General features: G+C 60.7%; 13 protein-coding genes. 3 read left to right on the plus strand and 10 right to left on the minus strand.

The annotated features are described in order from the left end of the window. Positions 1–1,022: 1,022 nt before the first annotated feature. Positions 1,023–1,334, minus strand: a complete 312-nt coding sequence (locus D8U71_RS15190; RefSeq protein ID WP_130888120.1) for a YqfO family protein — start codon at positions 1,332–1,334, stop codon at positions 1,023–1,025. 5 nt (positions 1,335–1,339) lie between these two features. After that, positions 1,340–5,236 (minus strand): phosphoribosylformylglycinamidine synthase, encoded by a 3,897-nt coding sequence (gene purL, locus D8U71_RS15195; protein ID WP_130888121.1) that lies wholly within the window; start codon positions 5,234–5,236, stop codon positions 1,340–1,342. A 285-nt stretch (positions 5,237–5,521) separates the two neighbouring features. On the opposite strand from purL, the gene mltF reads away from it, so the two are divergent. Then, the gene (mltF, locus tag D8U71_RS15200; RefSeq protein ID WP_081932530.1) at positions 5,522–6,982 is read left to right on the plus strand and encodes a membrane-bound lytic murein transglycosylase MltF; all 1,461 of its coding nucleotides are present in this window, start codon (positions 5,522–5,524) and stop codon (positions 6,980–6,982) included. Between the two features lie 127 nt (positions 6,983–7,109). On the opposite strand, the gene pdxJ is transcribed toward mltF, so the two are convergent. The 8 genes from pdxJ to lptF all read right to left on the minus strand — a co-directional run bounded on the left by pdxJ (position 7,110) and on the right by lptF (position 15,512). After that, positions 7,110–7,853 carry a pyridoxine 5'-phosphate synthase gene (gene pdxJ, locus D8U71_RS15205; RefSeq protein WP_076566005.1) on the minus strand — a complete coding sequence of 248 codons (744 nt, stop codon included), beginning with the start codon at positions 7,851–7,853 and terminating at the stop codon, positions 7,110–7,112. A gap of 39 nt (positions 7,854–7,892) precedes the next feature. Beyond that, positions 7,893–8,582, minus strand: a complete 690-nt coding sequence (gene recO, locus D8U71_RS15210; protein WP_110600235.1) for a DNA repair protein RecO — start codon at positions 8,580–8,582, stop codon at positions 7,893–7,895. A 166-nt stretch (positions 8,583–8,748) separates the two neighbouring features. After that, on the minus strand, positions 8,749–9,651 hold the full coding sequence (gene era / locus D8U71_RS15215; protein WP_016771562.1) for a GTPase Era: 903 nt from the start codon (positions 9,649–9,651) through the stop codon (positions 8,749–8,751). Further along, entirely contained in the window at positions 9,644–10,333 is a 690-nt protein-coding gene (gene rnc / locus D8U71_RS15220; protein ID WP_024011703.1) for a ribonuclease III, read from the minus strand. Before rnc ends, era begins: the two co-directional genes overlap by 8 nt. A gap of 169 nt (positions 10,334–10,502) precedes the next feature. Next, entirely contained in the window at positions 10,503–11,357 is an 855-nt protein-coding gene (lepB, locus tag D8U71_RS15225) for a signal peptidase I (protein ID WP_130888122.1), read from the minus strand. A 9-nt stretch (positions 11,358–11,366) separates the two neighbouring features. After that, positions 11,367–13,163: a translation elongation factor 4 gene (gene lepA, locus D8U71_RS15230; protein WP_016771564.1), complete on the minus strand. Its 1,797-nt coding sequence runs from the start codon at positions 13,161–13,163 to the stop codon at positions 11,367–11,369. Positions 13,164–13,336: 173 nt separating this feature from the next. After that, entirely contained in the window at positions 13,337–14,398 is a 1,062-nt protein-coding gene (lptG, locus tag D8U71_RS15235; RefSeq protein WP_016771565.1) for an LPS export ABC transporter permease LptG, read from the minus strand. Continuing rightward, positions 14,391–15,512 carry an LPS export ABC transporter permease LptF gene (gene lptF / locus D8U71_RS15240; protein ID WP_016771566.1) on the minus strand — a complete coding sequence of 374 codons (1,122 nt, stop codon included), beginning with the start codon at positions 15,510–15,512 and terminating at the stop codon, positions 14,391–14,393. Before lptF ends, lptG begins: the two co-directional genes overlap by 8 nt. Before the next feature lie 296 nt (positions 15,513–15,808). Between lptF and D8U71_RS15245 the strand changes: the two genes are divergently transcribed. Further along, positions 15,809–17,299 carry a leucyl aminopeptidase gene (locus tag D8U71_RS15245; protein WP_130888123.1) on the plus strand — a complete coding sequence of 497 codons (1,491 nt, stop codon included), beginning with the start codon at positions 15,809–15,811 and terminating at the stop codon, positions 17,297–17,299. Between the two features lie 57 nt (positions 17,300–17,356). Next, a partial coding sequence (locus D8U71_RS15250; RefSeq protein ID WP_177434916.1) for a DNA polymerase III subunit chi occupies positions 17,357–17,478 on the plus strand: 122 nt, incomplete at its 3' end.

Genomic DNA, 17,478 nt, shown 5'->3' on the forward strand with positions numbered 1-17,478 from the left:
GGTCGGGGACGATCTTATCCAAAATGCTTCTCCTGCTGATGCTGATGGGCAGCCATCGATCGCCGGATCTCACGCGGCGAATAGGTGGCAGCTATGTGCGAGGTGAGATCCACCGGAGCAGGCAACCGGCCAGACCGAAGTCTGCCCGCACACAGCCGCCATAAAGCAGGCAGCAGATTGAGCTGGCGCCAATTATCGTGGTGCTGGCGCCAGTTGCAAGCTATCCGGGGATCTCACTCCCGATCGCTGATTCGCAGCGACGGGAAAAGACTAGAGATCGCACGTCCGACGGACAACCTGAAAACCTTGTGGGAAGGTTCTGCGAACTCAGATACCGCTTTAAACACACTCCAGATCGCCACCCTCACCCTAGCCCTCTCCCAGAGGGAGAGGGGACTGACCGAGTTGTTCAGGCGAGGTACGCCGACGTGAAAGTCCGAGTTGAACTCAGGATTTGCAAACCACACAAAATCGGCCCCCTCTCCCTCGGGAGAGGGCTGGGGTGAGGGGCAGCAACAACACAAATCAAAAGCCGGACACACACGCTTTTCACCACTCAATAGGCCGAGTGTCAGCTCGCCTGCTCTTGATCTTGATCCACCGGCGACGTCGGAAGGCTGAGTGGAGGGATTGATCCGGGGGTGGGAGCGCAGCGACCGTCTGGCGCAGCCAGACACAGCGGAAGGAGGTGCAGCGAAGCAAACCGTAGCCGCTGCGCCCGGATCAGTCCCGGAGCGAAGGAACCCGAGCCTGCGAGGGCCGAACGTAGGAGCAAGCGTTTTTTTGCTTACTTTTTTTAGGCGTTTGTAAAAAAAGTGAGTCGCCGTAAGGGCGAAACCGCCAGCCGCCACACCCGAAGCAACGGATATTCACCCAATCAGCCAGCATGCTCGCCTGTAGGGGCGCCTTCGCGAGCAGGCTCGCTCCCACAGTGAAAATGCGCCCGCCCAAAAATCAGCGGCAACAAAAAACCCGCAGACAATCACTCATCTGCGGGTTTCCCGTTCAAGCAGCCAAGAAGATCAGAAATCCTCCAGCCGCCACACCTCATAAGCCGGCGTCTCATACGGATGACTGAGCTTCAACGCCGCCACAACAGCAACAATCAAGTCATCCGCAACGACAAGCTCAACCTTCCATTCCTTAACCCGCTCGACCTGCCCCGCCTGACCAATAAACGGCTGACTGCCGTCCAACGGTCGAAACTGGCCAGAGCCAAGCACCTGCCACGCACAGTGGTCATAGTCACCGATCCGCCCACCACCGGCAGCGAACACAGCCCCTTTGACCACCTCGACATGACTGTCAGGAACAAAAAACGCCAGCTTGTACACAGGTCTTAGTTCACCCAGACGCGCGCATTACGGAACATGCGCATCCACGGAGCGTCTTCGTTCCAGTCTTCCGAACGCCACGAGTTCTGCACCGCACGGAACACACGCTCCGGGTGCGGCATCATGATCGTCACACGGCCGTCACGGCTGGTGAGGCCGGTGATCCCGCGCGGCGAGCCGTTCGGGTTGGCCGGATAGGCTTCGGTGACCTTGCCGTGGTTGTCGACAAAACGCATCGCCACGCAACCGGACAGATCGGCTTCCAGCAGTGCTTCTTCGCTGGCGAACTCGGCATGACCTTCACCGTGGGCGATAGCGATCGGCATGCGCGAACCGGCCATGCCCTGCAGGAAGATCGAGTTCGATTCCTGGATCTGCACCATCGCCACCCGCGCTTCGAACTGCTCGGAGCGGTTGCGCACGAAGTGCGGCCAGAACTCGCTGCCCGGGATCAGCTCGTGCAGGTTGGACATCATCTGGCAACCGTTGCACACGCCCAGCGTGAAGCTGTCGTTACGCTCGAAGAAGCCCTGGAACGCATCGCGGGCGCGGCTGTTGAACAGCGCCGACTTGGCCCAGCCTTCACCGGCGCCGAGCACGTCGCCGTAGGAGAAACCACCGCAGGCCACCAGGCCTTTGAACTCGTTGAGGTCGACACGACCGGCGAGGATGTCGCTCATGTGCACGTCGATCGCGCTGAAGCCGGCACGGTCGAACGCGGCGGCCATTTCCACCTGACCGTTGACGCCCTGCTCACGCAGCACGGCAACCTGTGGGCGAATGCCTTTCTTGATGTAAGGCGCGGCGATGTCCTGATTGACGTCGTAGCTGAGCTTGACGCTCAGGCCCGGGTTGTCTTCTTCCAGCAGCGCGTCGAATTCCTGCTCGGCGCAGTCGGCGTTGTCGCGCAGACGCTGTATCTGGTAGCTGGTCTCGGCCCACTGACGTTGCAGCAGACGACGCTGGCCTTCGAACACGGTGTCACCGTTGAAGGTGATGTTGATCTGGCCATTGTTGATCGGCTGACCGATCACCGACACGCAGTCGCCCAGACCGGCGGCGCTGAATTGCGCGAGGATGTCCGGGGTGGCGTCCTGGCGAACCTGGATCACCGCACCGAGTTCTTCGTTGAACAGGATCGCGGCGATTTCCGAAGCGGATTCGGCAACGCTGTCCAGGTTCAGGCTCAGACCGCAGTGGCCGGCGAAGGCCATTTCCACCACGGAGGTCAGCAGACCACCGTCGGAACGGTCGTGGTAGGCCAGCAGGTGACCGTCGGCATTGAGGCCCTGGATCACCGCGAAGAAGGCTTTCAGGTCTTCGGCGTCATCGACGTCCGGCGCATGCTTGCCGAGCTTGCCGTGGACTTGCGCGAGGATCGATGCACCCATGCGGTTCTGGCCGCAACCGAGGTCGATCAGGATCAGGTCGGTGGTGCCCTTGTCCATGCGCAGTTCCGGGGTCAGGGTCTGACGGATGTCAGCCACTGGCGCGAAACCGGTAACGATCAGCGACATCGGCGAGGTGACGGTCTTGTCTTCGCCGTTGTCGTTCCAGCGCGTGGCCATGGACATCGAGTCCTTGCCCACCGGAATGGTGATGCCCAGCTCAGGGCACAGCTCCATGCCGACCGCTTTCACGGTGTCGTACAGACGCGCGTCTTCGCCCGGGTGGCCGGCCGCCGACATCCAGTTCGCCGACAGTTTGATGTCGGAGAGCTTGTTGATGCGCGAGGCGGCAATGTTGGTGATGGTTTCGCCGATGGCCATGCGGCCCGAGGCCGGCGCGTCCAGCAGAGCCAGCGGAGTACGCTCGCCCATCGCCATCGCTTCACCGGTGTAGACGTCGAAACTGGTGGCGGTGACGGCAACGTCGGCCACCGGCACTTGCCACGGGCCAACCATCTGGTCACGGGCAACGAGGCCAGTGATGGTGCGGTCGCCGATGGTGATCAGGAAGCTTTTGCTGGCCACGGCCGGATGATGCAGAACGCGCTCGATGGACTCGCTGATGTCGAGGTTCGACGGATCGAAGTCATCGCCCAGCTCGGCTTCGCGAACCACCGAACGGTGCATGCGCGGCGCCTTGCCCAGCAACACTTCCAGCGGCATGTCCACCGGGTTGTTGCCGAAATGGCTGTCGGTTACGGTCAGTTGCGGTTCGGCAGTCGCTTCCCCGACTACGGCAAACGGGCAACGCTCGCGTTCGCAGATCGCCTGGAAGCGCTCGAAGTCTTCCGGGCCGACTGCCAGCACGTAACGTTCCTGGGATTCGTTCGACCAGATTTCGTGCGGGGCCATGCCCGGCTCGTCATTAGGGATGTTGCGCAGTTCGAAACGGCCACCGCGGTCGCCGTCGTTGACCAGTTCCGGGAAGGCGTTGGACAGACCGCCCGCGCCGACGTCGTGGATGAAGCTGATCGGGTTCTTGTCGCCCAGTTGCCAGCAACGGTCGATGACTTCCTGGCAGCGACGCTCCATTTCAGGGTTTTCACGCTGCACGGAAGCAAAATCCAGATCCGCCGAGCTGGTGCCGGTGGCCATCGACGAAGCCGCGCCGCCACCGAGACCGATCAACATCGCCGGGCCGCCGAGCACGATCAGCTTGGAGCCGACGACGATCTCGCCCTTCTTGACGTGTTCTTCGCGGATGTTGCCCATGCCGCCAGCGAGCATGATCGGCTTGTGGTAACCACGCACTTCGTCACCGTGCGGAGTGGTGATCGACTGTTCGAAGGTACGGAAATAGCCGGTCAGCGCCGGACGACCGAATTCGTTGTTGAACGCAGCGCCGCCGAGCGGGCCTTCGATCATGATGTCCAGCGCGGTGACGATGCGCTCAGGCTTGCCGTACGGCACTTCCCACGGCTGTTCGAAGCCAGGGATCTGCAGGTTCGATACGGTGAAACCGGTCAGGCCAGCCTTTGGCTTGGCGCCGCGACCGGTTGCACCTTCGTCACGGATCTCGCCACCGGAACCGGTGGATGCGCCCGGGAACGGCGCAATCGCGGTCGGGTGGTTGTGGGTTTCAACCTTCATCAGAATGTGCACCGGCTCCTGCACCGCGCCGTACTGGCGGGTTTCAGGGTTCGGGAAGAAGCGGCCGGCGACGTTGCCGACGATCACCGAAGCGTTGTCCTTGTAAGCGGACAGCACGCCTTCGCTGTGCATCTGATAGGTGTTCTTGATCATGCCGAACAGGCTTTTTTCCTGGCTCTGGCCGTCAATGTCCCAACTGGCGTTGAAGATCTTGTGGCGGCAGTGCTCGGAGTTGGCCTGGGCGAACATCATCAATTCGATGTCGTGCGGGTTGCGCTTCAGACCGTTGAAGGCGTTGACCAGATAGTCGATCTCGTCTTCGGCCAGGGCCAGGCCCAGCTCGGTGTTGGCCTTTTCCAGCGCGGCGCGGCCGCCACCGAGGATGTCGATGGCCGTCAGCGGCTTCGGCTCGGCATGGCTGAACAGACCGGCGGCCTGCTCGAGGTTGGCCAGCACGATCTGGGTCATGCGGTCATGCAGCGCGTCCGAAATCAGCTGGGCTTCGGCTTCGCTGAACTGCCCTGCAACATAGAAGGCGATACCGCGTTCCAGGCGCTGGATCTTGCTCAGGCCGCAGTTGCGGGCGATGTCGCTGGCCTTGCTCGACCACGGCGAGATGGTGCCGAAACGCGGCAACACCAGAAACAGACGGCCGGTAGGCTCTTGAACCGGAACACTTGGGCCGTACTTCAGAAGGCGCGCTAGCACCTGCTGTTCGTCGCCGGTCAGGACGCCGGTGACTTCGGCGAAGTGAGCGAATTCAGCATACAGGCCACTGACAGCTGGAACCTTCTGGCTCAGTTGCTCAAGGAGTTTGCTGTGGCGAAAGGCAGAAAGGGCAGGAGCGCCGCGCAGGATCAACATCTTCGGGACAGCCTCGGGAAGGGGTGTGCTTTGAGGCCGTGCATTCTAGCCTAAACCGACCTCAACATCACCCGAAACGCTACGCACGGTTGCACTCGGGTAGCAATCTGTGTTTCTGCCTTCGGGGTCAGGTAAATCGAGCGTTTCAGCATGGCTTTTTTTTACTGTAACAAAATGCCCTGAAGGCCCGTATTCAAGGGATTTCGTTCGATTTTGTGATCGCTAGCAGACTAGTCCTACGCTGTCGAGATATGGCGCCCGTGGCCGTTTGCGTATACTGCGCAGATGTTTTTCCCAACGGCTTTGCGTCCGCGATACGCCAAATGGCTGATCGCAACCGGACTCTTCCTGATGCTCGGTGGCTGTGTTGATAAACCCAACACACTCGAGCGCGTAAAGGAGGACGGTGTGCTGCGCGTGGTTACCCGCAACAGCCCCGCCACCTACTTTCAGGATCGCAGCGGTGAAACCGGCTTCGAATACGAGCTGGTGAAGCGCTTCGCCGACGATTTGGGCGTCGAATTGAAGATCGAGACCGCCGACAACCTCGATGACCTGTTCAACCAGGTCGGCAAGCCGAACGGCCCGGTACTCGCGGCCGCCGGTCTGGTCAGCAGCGATGAACGCAAGAAGCAGGTGCGGTTCTCCCACTCCTACCTCGAAGTCACCCCGCAGATCATCTACCGCAACGGCCAGTCGCGCCCCACCGATCCGGCGGATCTGGTCGGCAAGAAGATCACCGTGCTCAAGGGCAGCACCCACGCCGAACAACTGGCCGCGCTGAAACAGAAATATCCCGGCATCGAATACGAAGAATCCGACGCGGTTGAAGTGGTCGATCTGCTGCGCATGGTCGATGAGGGCCAGATCGACCTGACACTGGTCGACTCCAACGAAGTGGCGATGAATCAGGTGTACTTCACCAACATCCGCGTGGCCTTCGACCTCGGCGACGCGCGCAGTCAGAGCTGGGCGGTCGGCCCGGGCGAAGACAACAGCCTGCTCAATGAAATCAACGCCTATCTGGACAAGGTGCAGAAGAACGGCACCCTGCAACGCCTGAAGGACCGCTATTACGGCCATGTCGATGTGCTTGGCTACATGGGCGCCACCACCTTCGCCCAGCACTTGCAGCAGCGCCTGCCGAAATACGAACAGCACTTCAAGAACTACGCGAAGAAAGAGAAAGTCGACTGGCGCCTGCTGGCCGCCATCGGTTATCAGGAATCCCTGTGGCAGCCGACGGTGACCTCGAAAACCGGCGTGCGCGGTCTGATGATGCTGACCCAGAACACCGCGCAGGCGATGGGCGTGTCCAACCGCCTCGACCCCAAGCAGAGCATCATGGGCGGCGCCAAGTACCTGGCTTATATGAAGGATCAGCTGGACGATTCGATCCAGGAACCGGATCGCACCTGGTTCGCCTTGGCGGCGTACAACGTCGGCAGCGGCCATCTGGATGACGCGCGCAAACTGGCGGCGAAGGAAGGCTTGAATCCGGACAAGTGGCTGGACGTGAAAAAGATCCTGCCGCGTCTGTCGCAGAAACAGTGGTACAGCAAGACCCGTTACGGTTACGCCCGTGGCGGCGAGCCAGTGCACTTCGTAGCGAACATCCGTCGCTACTACGACATCCTGACCTGGGTGACCCAGCCGCAGCTTGAAGGCGATCAGGTGGCTGAAGGCAACCTGCATGTGCCGGCGATCGACAAGTCGAAACCCGCGCAAGAACCTGCCCCGCTTTAACCCACACCTCAAATCCAACTGTGGGAGCGAGCCTGCTCGCGAAAGCGTCGTGTCAGTCGACATAATCTTTGACTGATACATCGTTTTCGCGAGCAGGCTCGCTCCCACAGGGGTTTTGTGTAGCTGCTCAGGATTTGGCAGCAGCCAGAATCAGCGCTTTCATTTCCGATACGGCAGACTTGAAGCCAACGAACAACGCATGCGCCACCAGCGCGTGGCCGATGTTCAGCTCATTGATGCCTTTGATCGCAGCCACGGCTTCAACGTTGTGGTAATGCAGGCCATGCCCGGCGTTAACGATCAAGCCTTGAGCCAGACCAAACGCAACGCCATCCGCCACACGCTTCAATTCCTCGGCCACTTCAGTCGGGGTTTCGGCATCGGCGTAACGACCGGTGTGCAGCTCGATAGCCGGCGCACCGACGCGCTTGGAAGCCGCAATCTGCCGCTCGTCAGCATCGATGAACAGCGACACTTCGCTGCCGATTTTCGACAAGCGCTCGACCGCAGCCCTGATGCGCTCCTCCTGCCCCGCTACATCCAGACCGCCTTCGGTGGTCAGCTCCTGACGGGTTTCCGGGACCAGGCAGATGTGCGCCGGGCGAATGCGCTCGGCGAACGCCATCATTTCTTCGGTGACGCCCATTTCGAAGTTCATGCGGGTTTGCAGCACATCCTTGAGCAGCAACACGTCGCGCTCCTGGATGTGCCGGCGGTCTTCGCGCAGGTGCACGGTGATGCCATCGGCGCCCGCCTCTTCTGCATCCAGCGCCGCCTTGACCGGATCCGGGTAGCGCGTGCCACGGGCCTGACGCAGGGTGGCGACGTGGTCGATGTTCACGCCGAGAAGAATGCGATTGCTGCTGGTCACGGATGCGCTCCTGAATTGAGAGGTTCGGCGCACAGCATATCAGGGCTTGCGAAACAGCTCGCGACTGACAAGCGGACGCCCGCCCAAATGCACTGCCAGGGCCTGGCGCATCAGACGCTTGGCCGCCGACAGCGCACCGGGCGCCGACCAGTCGGCTTCGGCCATGGCCAGCAGTTCGGTACCGTTGAACAAGCCTGGTTGCAGCAGATACACCCTTTCGAGACCGGCATCGACTTGCAGGCGATAGAGACCGTCAGGCGCGACAGGCTCGCCGTGGATGTCGGTATTCATGGAGAAGCCGTAGCCGAGATCATCCAGCAGACGCCATTCGAAGGAGCGCAGCAACGGTTCCAGCGGCCGACCTTCGGCCAGCGCCAGCAAGGTCGCGGCGTAATGATCAAATACTGCAGGATGCGGATCCTCGGCAGGCAACAGGCGGATCAACAATTCGTTGAGGTAGAGACCGCTGAACAGCGCCTCGCCATTGAGCCACGCAGAGGTGCCAGAACTCTCCATGCGCCCGACATTCTTCAGCTCGCCCTTGCCACGGAACTCGACCTCCAGCGCCACGAACGGCCGTGCCAGCGTCCCGGCCTTGCCCCGCGCACTGCGCAACACCGCCCGCAGCCGACCTTGCGGCGTGAGGAAATCGACCAGTGCGCTGGTTTCGCGATAGGCGCGCGAATGCAGGACGTAGGCGGGTTGGGCGGGAGGCGGGTTTTGCGACATTGAGTTCTCGATGAAGAAACGCGGTTTTACATACAACCCAAAACCACTGTGGGAGCGAGCCTGCTCGCGAAAGCGGAGTGACAGTCAACATCAATGCTGAATGTTACATCCTCTTCGCGAGCAGGCTCGCTCCCACAGTGAGTAGCGGTGTTTTCGAGATCGCTACTTACAGGTCGCCATAACCCAGCGAACGCAGCGCGCGCTCGTCATCGGACCAGCCGCCCTTCACCTTGACCCACAGGTTGAGCATGATCTTGGAGTCGAACAGCAGCTCCATGTCCTTGCGCGCTTCGGTGCCGATGCGCTTGATGCGCTCGCCCTTGTCGCCAATGATGATTTTCTTCTGGCCGTCACGCTCGACGAGAATCAGCGCGTGGATGTGCAATGTCTTGCCCTGCTGCTTGAATTCTTCGATTTCGACGGTGATCTGGTACGGCAGCTCGGCGCCCATCTGGCGCATGATTTTCTCGCGCACCAGTTCGGCGGCAAGGAAACGGCTGCTGCGGTCGGTGATCTGGTCTTCCGGGAAGAAGTGATCATTCTCCGGCAAGTGATCGGCGATGACCTTTTCCAGCGCTTCGAGGTTGTGCCCGTGCTGCGCGGAAATCGGGATGATCTGCGCGTTCGGCAGCTGTTCCTGCAACCAGCTCAGGTGCGGCATCAACTCGGCTTTGTCTTCGATACGATCGGTCTTGTTCAGCGCGACGATCAGCGGGCCGGTCACGTATTGCACACGCTCCAGAACCATCTGGTCTTCGTCGGTCCACTTGGTACGGTCGACGACGAAGATCACCACGTCAACATCTTTCAACGCCGCCGAAGCGGTTTTGTTCATGTAACGGTTCAGGGCCTTTTCGCCCCCCTTGTGCATGCCCGGGGTGTCGACGTAGATCGCCTGCACGTCGCCCTCGGTCTTGATCCCGAGCATGTTGTGGCGGGTGGTCTGCGGCTTGCGCGAAGTGATCGCGAGCTTCTGGCCAAGGATGTGGTTGAGCAACGTCGACTTGCCGACGTTGGGACGGCCGACGATGGCAACGTAGCCACAGCGAGTTGCGTTTGTATCAGTCATTGCCATTCTCCACGCCCAGGGCAATCAGTGCTGCGGCGGCCGCTACCTGTTCGGCAATACGACGGCTCACACCCTGACCTCGGCTTTTTTCATTCAGTAAGACCACTTCGCATTCGACGAAGAAGGTACGGCAGTGCGGTTCGCCCTGGATATCCACCACTTCGTAGCGTGGCAGTTCGCAACCGCGCGATTGCAGGTGTTCCTGCAAGCGGGTTTTCGGATCCTTGTTGGTGTCGACCAGCGTCAGGCCTTCGAATTCGCCGGCCAGCCAGGCCAGCACGCGCTCGCGGGCGACGTCCATGCCGGCATCGAGGTAGATCGCACCGATCAGAGCTTCGAGGGCATCGGCGAGAATCGATTCACGGCGGAAACCACCGCTCTTCAGTTCACCCGAACCCAGGCGCAGATAATCGCCGAGGTCGAAACCGCGAGCCAGTACGGCCAGGGTCTCACCTTTTACCAGCCGTGCGCGCAAACGCGACAACTGGCCTTCGCGGGCCAGCGGGAAGCGATCGAACAGCGCCTCGCCAGCGACGAAGTTGAGGATGGCATCACCGAGGAACTCCAGACGCTCGTTGTTGCGCCCGGCAAAACTGCGGTGCGTGAGGGCCAGCAGCATCAGCTCCTGATCCTTGAAGGTGTAACCGAGCTGGCGCTCGAGACGGCTTAGAGAAACGCTCACGGTTTACCCACGCTGAGTTCGTGGCTGGTTTCCACTGCCATCGCCGGGGTACGGCGCAGGCCTGGGACAATTAACGCTGTGTTCAAAAAATAAATCCTGGCGATTGCGAAGCCGATTGTGCCGGCTCCAGAAATGCATTCGGCGCTGTGGTCAACAGCGCCGTGTTTGATTACTTGATCAGGCCAACCCGCGAGAAATTCGGCAGGTGGCTGAGTTTCGGCTCTGGCCAGCTCATCCAGACCGCGAAGGCCTTGCCGACAATATTCTTGTCGGGAACCATGCCCTGCAGATCCTTGGGAATGTTCGGATCATCCCAGTAGCGGCTGTCATTCGAATTGTCGCGGTTGTCGCCCATCATGAAGTAGTGCCCGGCAGGCACTGTCCACGAACGGTCCGGGGTGGCGCGGTAGCGGCTCATTTCCTTACGGATCAGGTGTTCGGCTGCGCCGAGTTTTTCCTGATAGAGCTCCGCGCTGCCCAGCGAACCCGCCTCGGCGCCGACCATCTTCTCGGCAATCGATTCGCCGTTGACGAACAGACGCTTGTCGGCGGTGTAACGCACCGTGTCACCCGGCAGGCCGACCACACGCTTGATGTAGTTGACGTTCGGGTCGCTCGGGTAGCGGAACACCATCACATCGCCGCGCTGCGGGTCACCGACTTCGATGATCTTCTTGTCGATCACCGGCAGACGAATGCCGTAGGAAAACTTGTTCACCAGAATGAAGTCGCCGACATCCAGGGTCGGTTTCATCGAGCCGGACGGGATCTGGAACGGCTCCACCAGGAACGAACGCAGCACCAGCACGATGAACAGCACCGGAAAGAACGACTTGCCGTATTCGACCAGCAGCGGCTCTTTGTTCAGCTTCTCGACCACCACAGGCTCGGGCTGGCTGACACTGCCTTGATAAGAGGCAATGGCAGCACGCCGACGCGGTGCCAGGAACAGCAGATCAAGCAACGCCAACAGGCCGCAGACGAACACGGCGATGACCAGCAACAGCGGGAAATTTAGCGACATAGGACCTGATTATTCCAACCTGAGCACGGCGAGGAAGGCTTCCTGTGGAATTTCCACGTTGCCGACCTGTTTCATGCGTTTCTTACCGGCCTTCTGCTTCTCGAGCAGTTTCTTCTTACGACTGACGTCACCGCCGTAGCATTTGGCCAATACGTTCTTTCTGAGCGCCTTGACGGTTGTCCGCGCCACGATCTGACCACCGATGGCGGCCTGGATCGCCACGTCGAACATCTGACGAGGAATCAGTTCTTTCATCTTCTCGGTCAACTGGCGACCTTTGAAGTGCGAATTGTCACGGTGCACGATCAATGCCAGGGCATCGACCTTGTCGCCGTTGATCAGCACGTCCAGTTTCACCAGATTAGCCGATTGGTAACGATCGAAATGGTAGTCCAGCGAAGCATAGCCGCGGCTGGTGGATTTGAGACGGTCGAAGAAGTCCAGGACCACTTCGTTCATCGGCAGGTCGTAGGTCACTTGCACCTGATTGCCGAGGAACAGCATGTCGACCTGAACACCGCGTTTCTCGATGCACAGGGTGATCACGTTGCCCAAGTGTTCCTGCGGTACGAGGATATTGGCGCGCACGATTGGCTCGCGCATGTCCTCGATCGCCGACACATCCGGAAGCTTCGACGGGTTGTCGACGTAAATCGTTTCACCGGTTTTCAACACCAGTTCGAAAATTACTGTCGGCGCGGTGGTGATCAGGTCCAGGTCGTATTCGCGCTCGAGGCGCTCCTGGATGATTTCCATGTGCAGCATGCCGAGGAAGCCGCAACGGAAGCCGAAGCCCAGGGCGTCGGAGCTTTCCGGGGTGTACTGCAGCGACGAGTCGTTCAGGGTCAGCTTCTGCAGCGCTTCGCGGAAATCCTCGAAGTCGTCGGAACTGACCGGGAACAGACCGGCGTAAACCTGTGGCTGAATGCGTTTGAAGCCCGGCAGCACCGGAACGTCCGGCGTGGAGCTCAGGGTCAGGGTGTCACCGACCGGCGCACCGTGAATGTCCTTGATGCTGGCGATGATGAAGCCCACTTCGCCGGCCTTCAGATCAACGGTGGCGGTGTGCTTCGGGTTGAACACGCCGACGCTGTCGACCAAGTGCACCTTGCCGGTGGACTTGACCAGAATCTTGTCGCCCTTCTTCACACGGCCGTGGCGCACGCGTACCAGGGAAACAACGCCCAGGTAGTTGTCGAACCAGGAGTCGATGATCAACGCTTGCAGCGGATCTTCGATGTTGCCGGTCGGCGCAGGAATGGTGTGCACCAGACGCTCGAGCACTTCGTCGACACCCAGGCCGGTCTTGGCGCTGCAGGTGACGGCGTCGGTGGCGTCGATGCCGATGATCTTCTCGATCTCGTCCTTGACGCGATCCGGCTCGGCCTGGGGCAGGTCGATCTTGTTCAGGACCGGCATGACCTCCAGGCCCTGCTCGATGGCGGTGTAGCAGTTGGCCACGGACTGGGCTTCGACGCCCTGCCCCGCATCGACCACCAGCAAGGCGCCTTCGCACGCGGCCAGGGAACGGCTGACTTCATAGGTGAAGTCGACGTGGCCCGGGGTGTCAATGAAGTTCAGCTGGTAGGTGATGCCGTCTTTGGCTTTGTAATAGAGGGTAACGCTGTGGGCCTTGATGGTGATCCCGCGTTCACGCTCAAGATCCATGGAATCCAGTACCTGGGCTTCCATTTCACGCTCGGCCAGGCCGCCGCACATCTGGATGAAACGGTCAGCCAGCGTCGACTTGCCATGGTCAATGTGGGCGATGATGGAGAAATTGCGGATATGACTCAAATCACTCACGGATCAACACTCAAAAAGGCTGCAGGCTTGGCCCGCCGAAAAATAGCCGGGAATTGTACCTGATACACGGCGCAAGCGTCACGTTCGCCTGTCACCCGGATCGCATGCAAAAACGCCCCGGTCTGGCGACCGAGGCGTTTTCAGGGTTCAAGCGCTCAATGAAAGCTTGTTCATCAGCCCGCGCGTCTGAGCAGCCAGACACCCGCCAGCGCACACACGCCGGCCGGCACCAGCACCGCAAACAGCGGCGAGAAACCGAACACCAGACTCGATGGCCCCAGCAGATCCTGGACGATGCGGAAGGTGAAGCCCACCAGCACGCCGGTGAAGACCCGCTGACCGAGGGTCACCGAACGCAGTGGACCGAAGATGAACGAGATCGCCATCAGCACCAGCGCGGCAGTCACCAGCGGCTGCAACACCTTGACCCAAAATGCCAGCCAGTAACGGCCGTTGCTCAGGCCCTGCTCGGCCAGATAGTGGATGTAGCCCCACAGACCGCTGATCGACAGCGATTCCGGCGCCATGACCACGGTGCTGAGCAGCTGCGGGCTCAACGCCACGTCCCATTCCTCGCTCGGGGCGTTGACGACCTCGGTGCTGCGCTCGTGGAACAGCGTGGTGGCAACGTCAGTGAGCTGCCACTTGCTGCCGTCAAACTCAGCCTTTTTGGCGAAGCTGGAGCTGAGCAGATGGCGCTCTTTGTCGAAGTGATAACGCGTCACGCCGTACAACAGACCGTTCGGTTGAACGGCGTTGATGTGGATGAATTCTTCACCCTGACGGTGCCACATACCGTGCTTGGCGCTTTGCGCGTCGCCGCTGCCCTGGGCCAGCGAGCGATTGGCCTGGGCCATGCTTTCGGTGGCCGGGGCGACGTATTCGCCGATCAGCACGCCGGCGAGCATCAGTACCAGCATCGGCTTCATGACAGCCCAGACGATACGGCCGATCGACACGCCAGCAGCGCGCATGACTGTCAGCTCACTGCTGCTGGCCAGACTGCCGAGACCGATCAGGCAGCCGATCAATGCCGCCATCGGCAGCATTTCATAGAGCCGGCGCGGTGCGGTGAGCAATACAAAACCGAGCACGTCGACCAAGGTGTAGGTGTCGCTGACGTCGCCCATTTCATCGATGAAGGCGAAAAGCGTTGCCAGGCCGAGGATGATCGCCAGCACGGCGATGATCGCCATGAACACGCTGCTGCCGATATAGCGGTCGAGTTTAACCACGGGCCACCTCCAGCGCAGCACTGCGACGGCTGGCCAGCTTCAGGCGCAGCGGCTCCCAATAAAGCAGGCCGAGGCCGATCACCAGGAAGATCGCGTGTACCCACCACAGGCCGAGGGCTGGCGGAATCTTGCCTTTTTCAAGGGCGCCGCGAGCGGCAATCAGGATGGTCAGGTAAGCCATATAAAGAAGAATCGCCGGCAGCAGCTTGAGGAAACGCCCCTGACGCGGATTCACCCGCGACAGCGGCACCGCCATCAGGGTCACGATGAATACCAGCAAAGGCAGGGACATGCGCCATTGCAGCTCGGTTTTTGAACGGATGTCATCACTGCCCCACAGGGACGAGGTCGGCATCGCATCGCGATCGGTGACTTCTTCGCTGACGTCCGGCTTGGGCAGCAGCACGCCGTAGGTTTCGTAATGAATGGCGCGGTAATCGGCTTGCCCCGGGCTGCCGTCATAGCGATAGCCGTTGTCGAGGATCAGGTAGCGATTGCCATCGGGGCGGATTTCCTGACGGCCCGACTCGGCCACCAGCACGGAAATCCCGCGGTCCTTTTTATCGGCGCCGAGGTTCTTCTGCGAGATGAACACGCTACCGAGATTGACGCGGTCGTCGCTCAGGGTTTCGGTGTAAGTCACTCGGGTGCCGTCGCGCAAGGCCTGGAAGCGTCCAGGTTCGAGGGTATCGAACTCGGTCAGCGCGTCCTGCTTGTTCAGCAGCAACTGAAACTGGTTGGCGCCCTGCGGAGCCAGGCCGAGGCTCAACCAAGCCACCACCAGTGCCACCAGCGTTGCCGGAAACAGGGTCATGCGAAACAGCTTCTGCTGGCTCATGCCGGTGGCCGAGAGCACGGTCATTTCGCTTTCGAGGTACAGGCGACCGTAGGCCAGCAGGATCCCGAGGAACAGGCCCAGCGGCAGAATCAGTTGCAGGAAACCCGGCAGACGAAAGCCCATGATCAGGAACAGCGAGCCCGGATCGAGCTGACCGGCCGCAGCCTGCGCCAGGTATTTGATGAAGCGACCGCTCATGATGATGACCAGCAGCACGGCACTTACGGCGCTGAGGGTCAACAGGACTTCGCGGGACAGATAACGGAAGACGATCAAACCAGACACTCCAGGGTTGTCAGGCTAAGGCGGCCAAACAAGCAAACACATCGACCGGCCCGCCATGCAGAGCGGTCGAAAAAAGATGCGGCATTATCCTGTGATTGGGTGCGCCTGTCACTGCGCACACTCATCCATCTCTGTAATCCTTTGCTGAGGGTTGTCAGGCGCGGGGAGCGAGGTTCAAACTGCGGCCCTTGTCGCAGGCTTTGGCCTGCGCCTCTTCTATCTATAAGCAGGCGACTGCGGACAACGTCGAGCGCCTGCGTGTTGACCATTCATTCAGGGATCCGGACATGGAACTGGTTGTAAAAAGCGTTAGCCCAGAAACGTTGAAAACCGCCACCCTGGTGGTTGCCGTCGGCGAAGGCCGCAAACTCGGTGTCGCCGCCAGACTGGTCGACGAGTCGAGCGGTGGCGCGATCAGCGCCGTGCTCAAGCGTGGCGACCTGGCCGGCAAGGTCGGTCAGAGCCTGCTGCTGCAAAGCCTGCCGAACCTGAAAGCCGAGCGCGTGTTGCTGGTCGGTGTGGGCAAGGACGAAGAACTGGGCGACCGTCCGTTCCGCAAAATCGTTGCCGGCATTCTCAACACCCTCAAAGGCCTGGGCGGCGGTGACGCCGTGCTGGCGCTGGATGAAGTCATCGTCAAAGGTCGCGACAGCTACGGCAAGACTCGCCTGCTGGCAGAAACCCTGGTCGACGGCGGCTACACCTTCGACCAGTTCAAGAGCCAGAAAGCCGAACCGCGCGCCCTGAAGAAAATCACCCTGCTGAGCATCAAGGCTGCGCAAGCCGAAGTGCAGCGTGCCGTGAACCACGCCACCGCCATCGCCAACGGCATGGCGTTCACCCGCGATCTGGGCAACCTGCCACCGAACATCTGCCACCCGACCTTCATGGGCGAACAAGCCAAGAATCTGGGCAAAGAGTTCAAGGATCTGAAAGTCGAAGTGCTCGACGAGAAGAAGATCAAATCCCTCGGCATGGGCTCGTTCTACGCTGTGGGCCAGGGCAGCGCCCAGCCGCCGCGCCTGATCGTCATGCAATACAACGGCGGCAAGAAATCCGAGAAGCCATACGCGCTGGTCGGCAAGGGCATCACCTTCGACACCGGCGGCATCAGCCTGAAGCCGGGCGCCGGCATGGACGAGATGAAATACGACATGGGCGGCGCTGCCTCCGTGTTCGGTACCTTGCGTGCTGTGCTTGAGCTGAAACTGCCGATCAATCTGGTGTGCATCCTCGCCTGCGCCGAAAACATGCCGAGCGGCAATGCTTCGCGGCCGGGCGATATCGTCACTACCATGAGCGGCCAGACCGTGGAAATCCTCAACACCGACGCTGAAGGCCGTCTGGTGCTGTGCGATGCGCTGACCTACGCCGAGCGCTTCAAGCCACAAGCGGTGATCGACATCGCCACCCTGACCGGTGCTTGCGTAGTTGCCTTGGGCGCGCACACGTCCGGCCTGCTGGGCAACAACGACGAGCTGATCGACCAACTGCTCAGCGCCGGCAAGGCTGCCGACGACCGCGCCTGGCAACTGCCGCTGTTCGATGAGTATCAAGAGCAGCTGGACAGCCCGTTCGCCGACATCGCCAACATTGGCGGGCCGAAGGCAGGCACCATCACTGCCGCCTGCTTCCTGTCGCGCTTCACCAAGAACCTCAACTGGGCGCACCTGGACATCGCCGGCACGGCATGGACCAGCGGCGGCAAGGACAAAGGCGCCACCGGCCGTCCGGTTCCACTGCTGACCCAGTACCTGCTCGATCGCGCCAAGGCCTGAAACCGCTGAAAGGTGGCGTCACTCTCGGGTGACGCCACTTGCCGCTCTGGAACCGCAATGACCAAAGTCGACTTCTATATCCTGCCCAGCGCCGATCCTTCAGCGCGCCTGGATTTCGCCTGCAAGCTCACCGAGAAAGCCTGGCGCATGGGCCACCGCATCTACCTGCATTGCAGCGA

The organism is Pseudomonas sp. Sample_21 (assembly GCF_004307525.1).
Taxonomy (GTDB): domain Bacteria; phylum Pseudomonadota; class Gammaproteobacteria; order Pseudomonadales; family Pseudomonadaceae; genus Aquipseudomonas; species Aquipseudomonas atacamensis.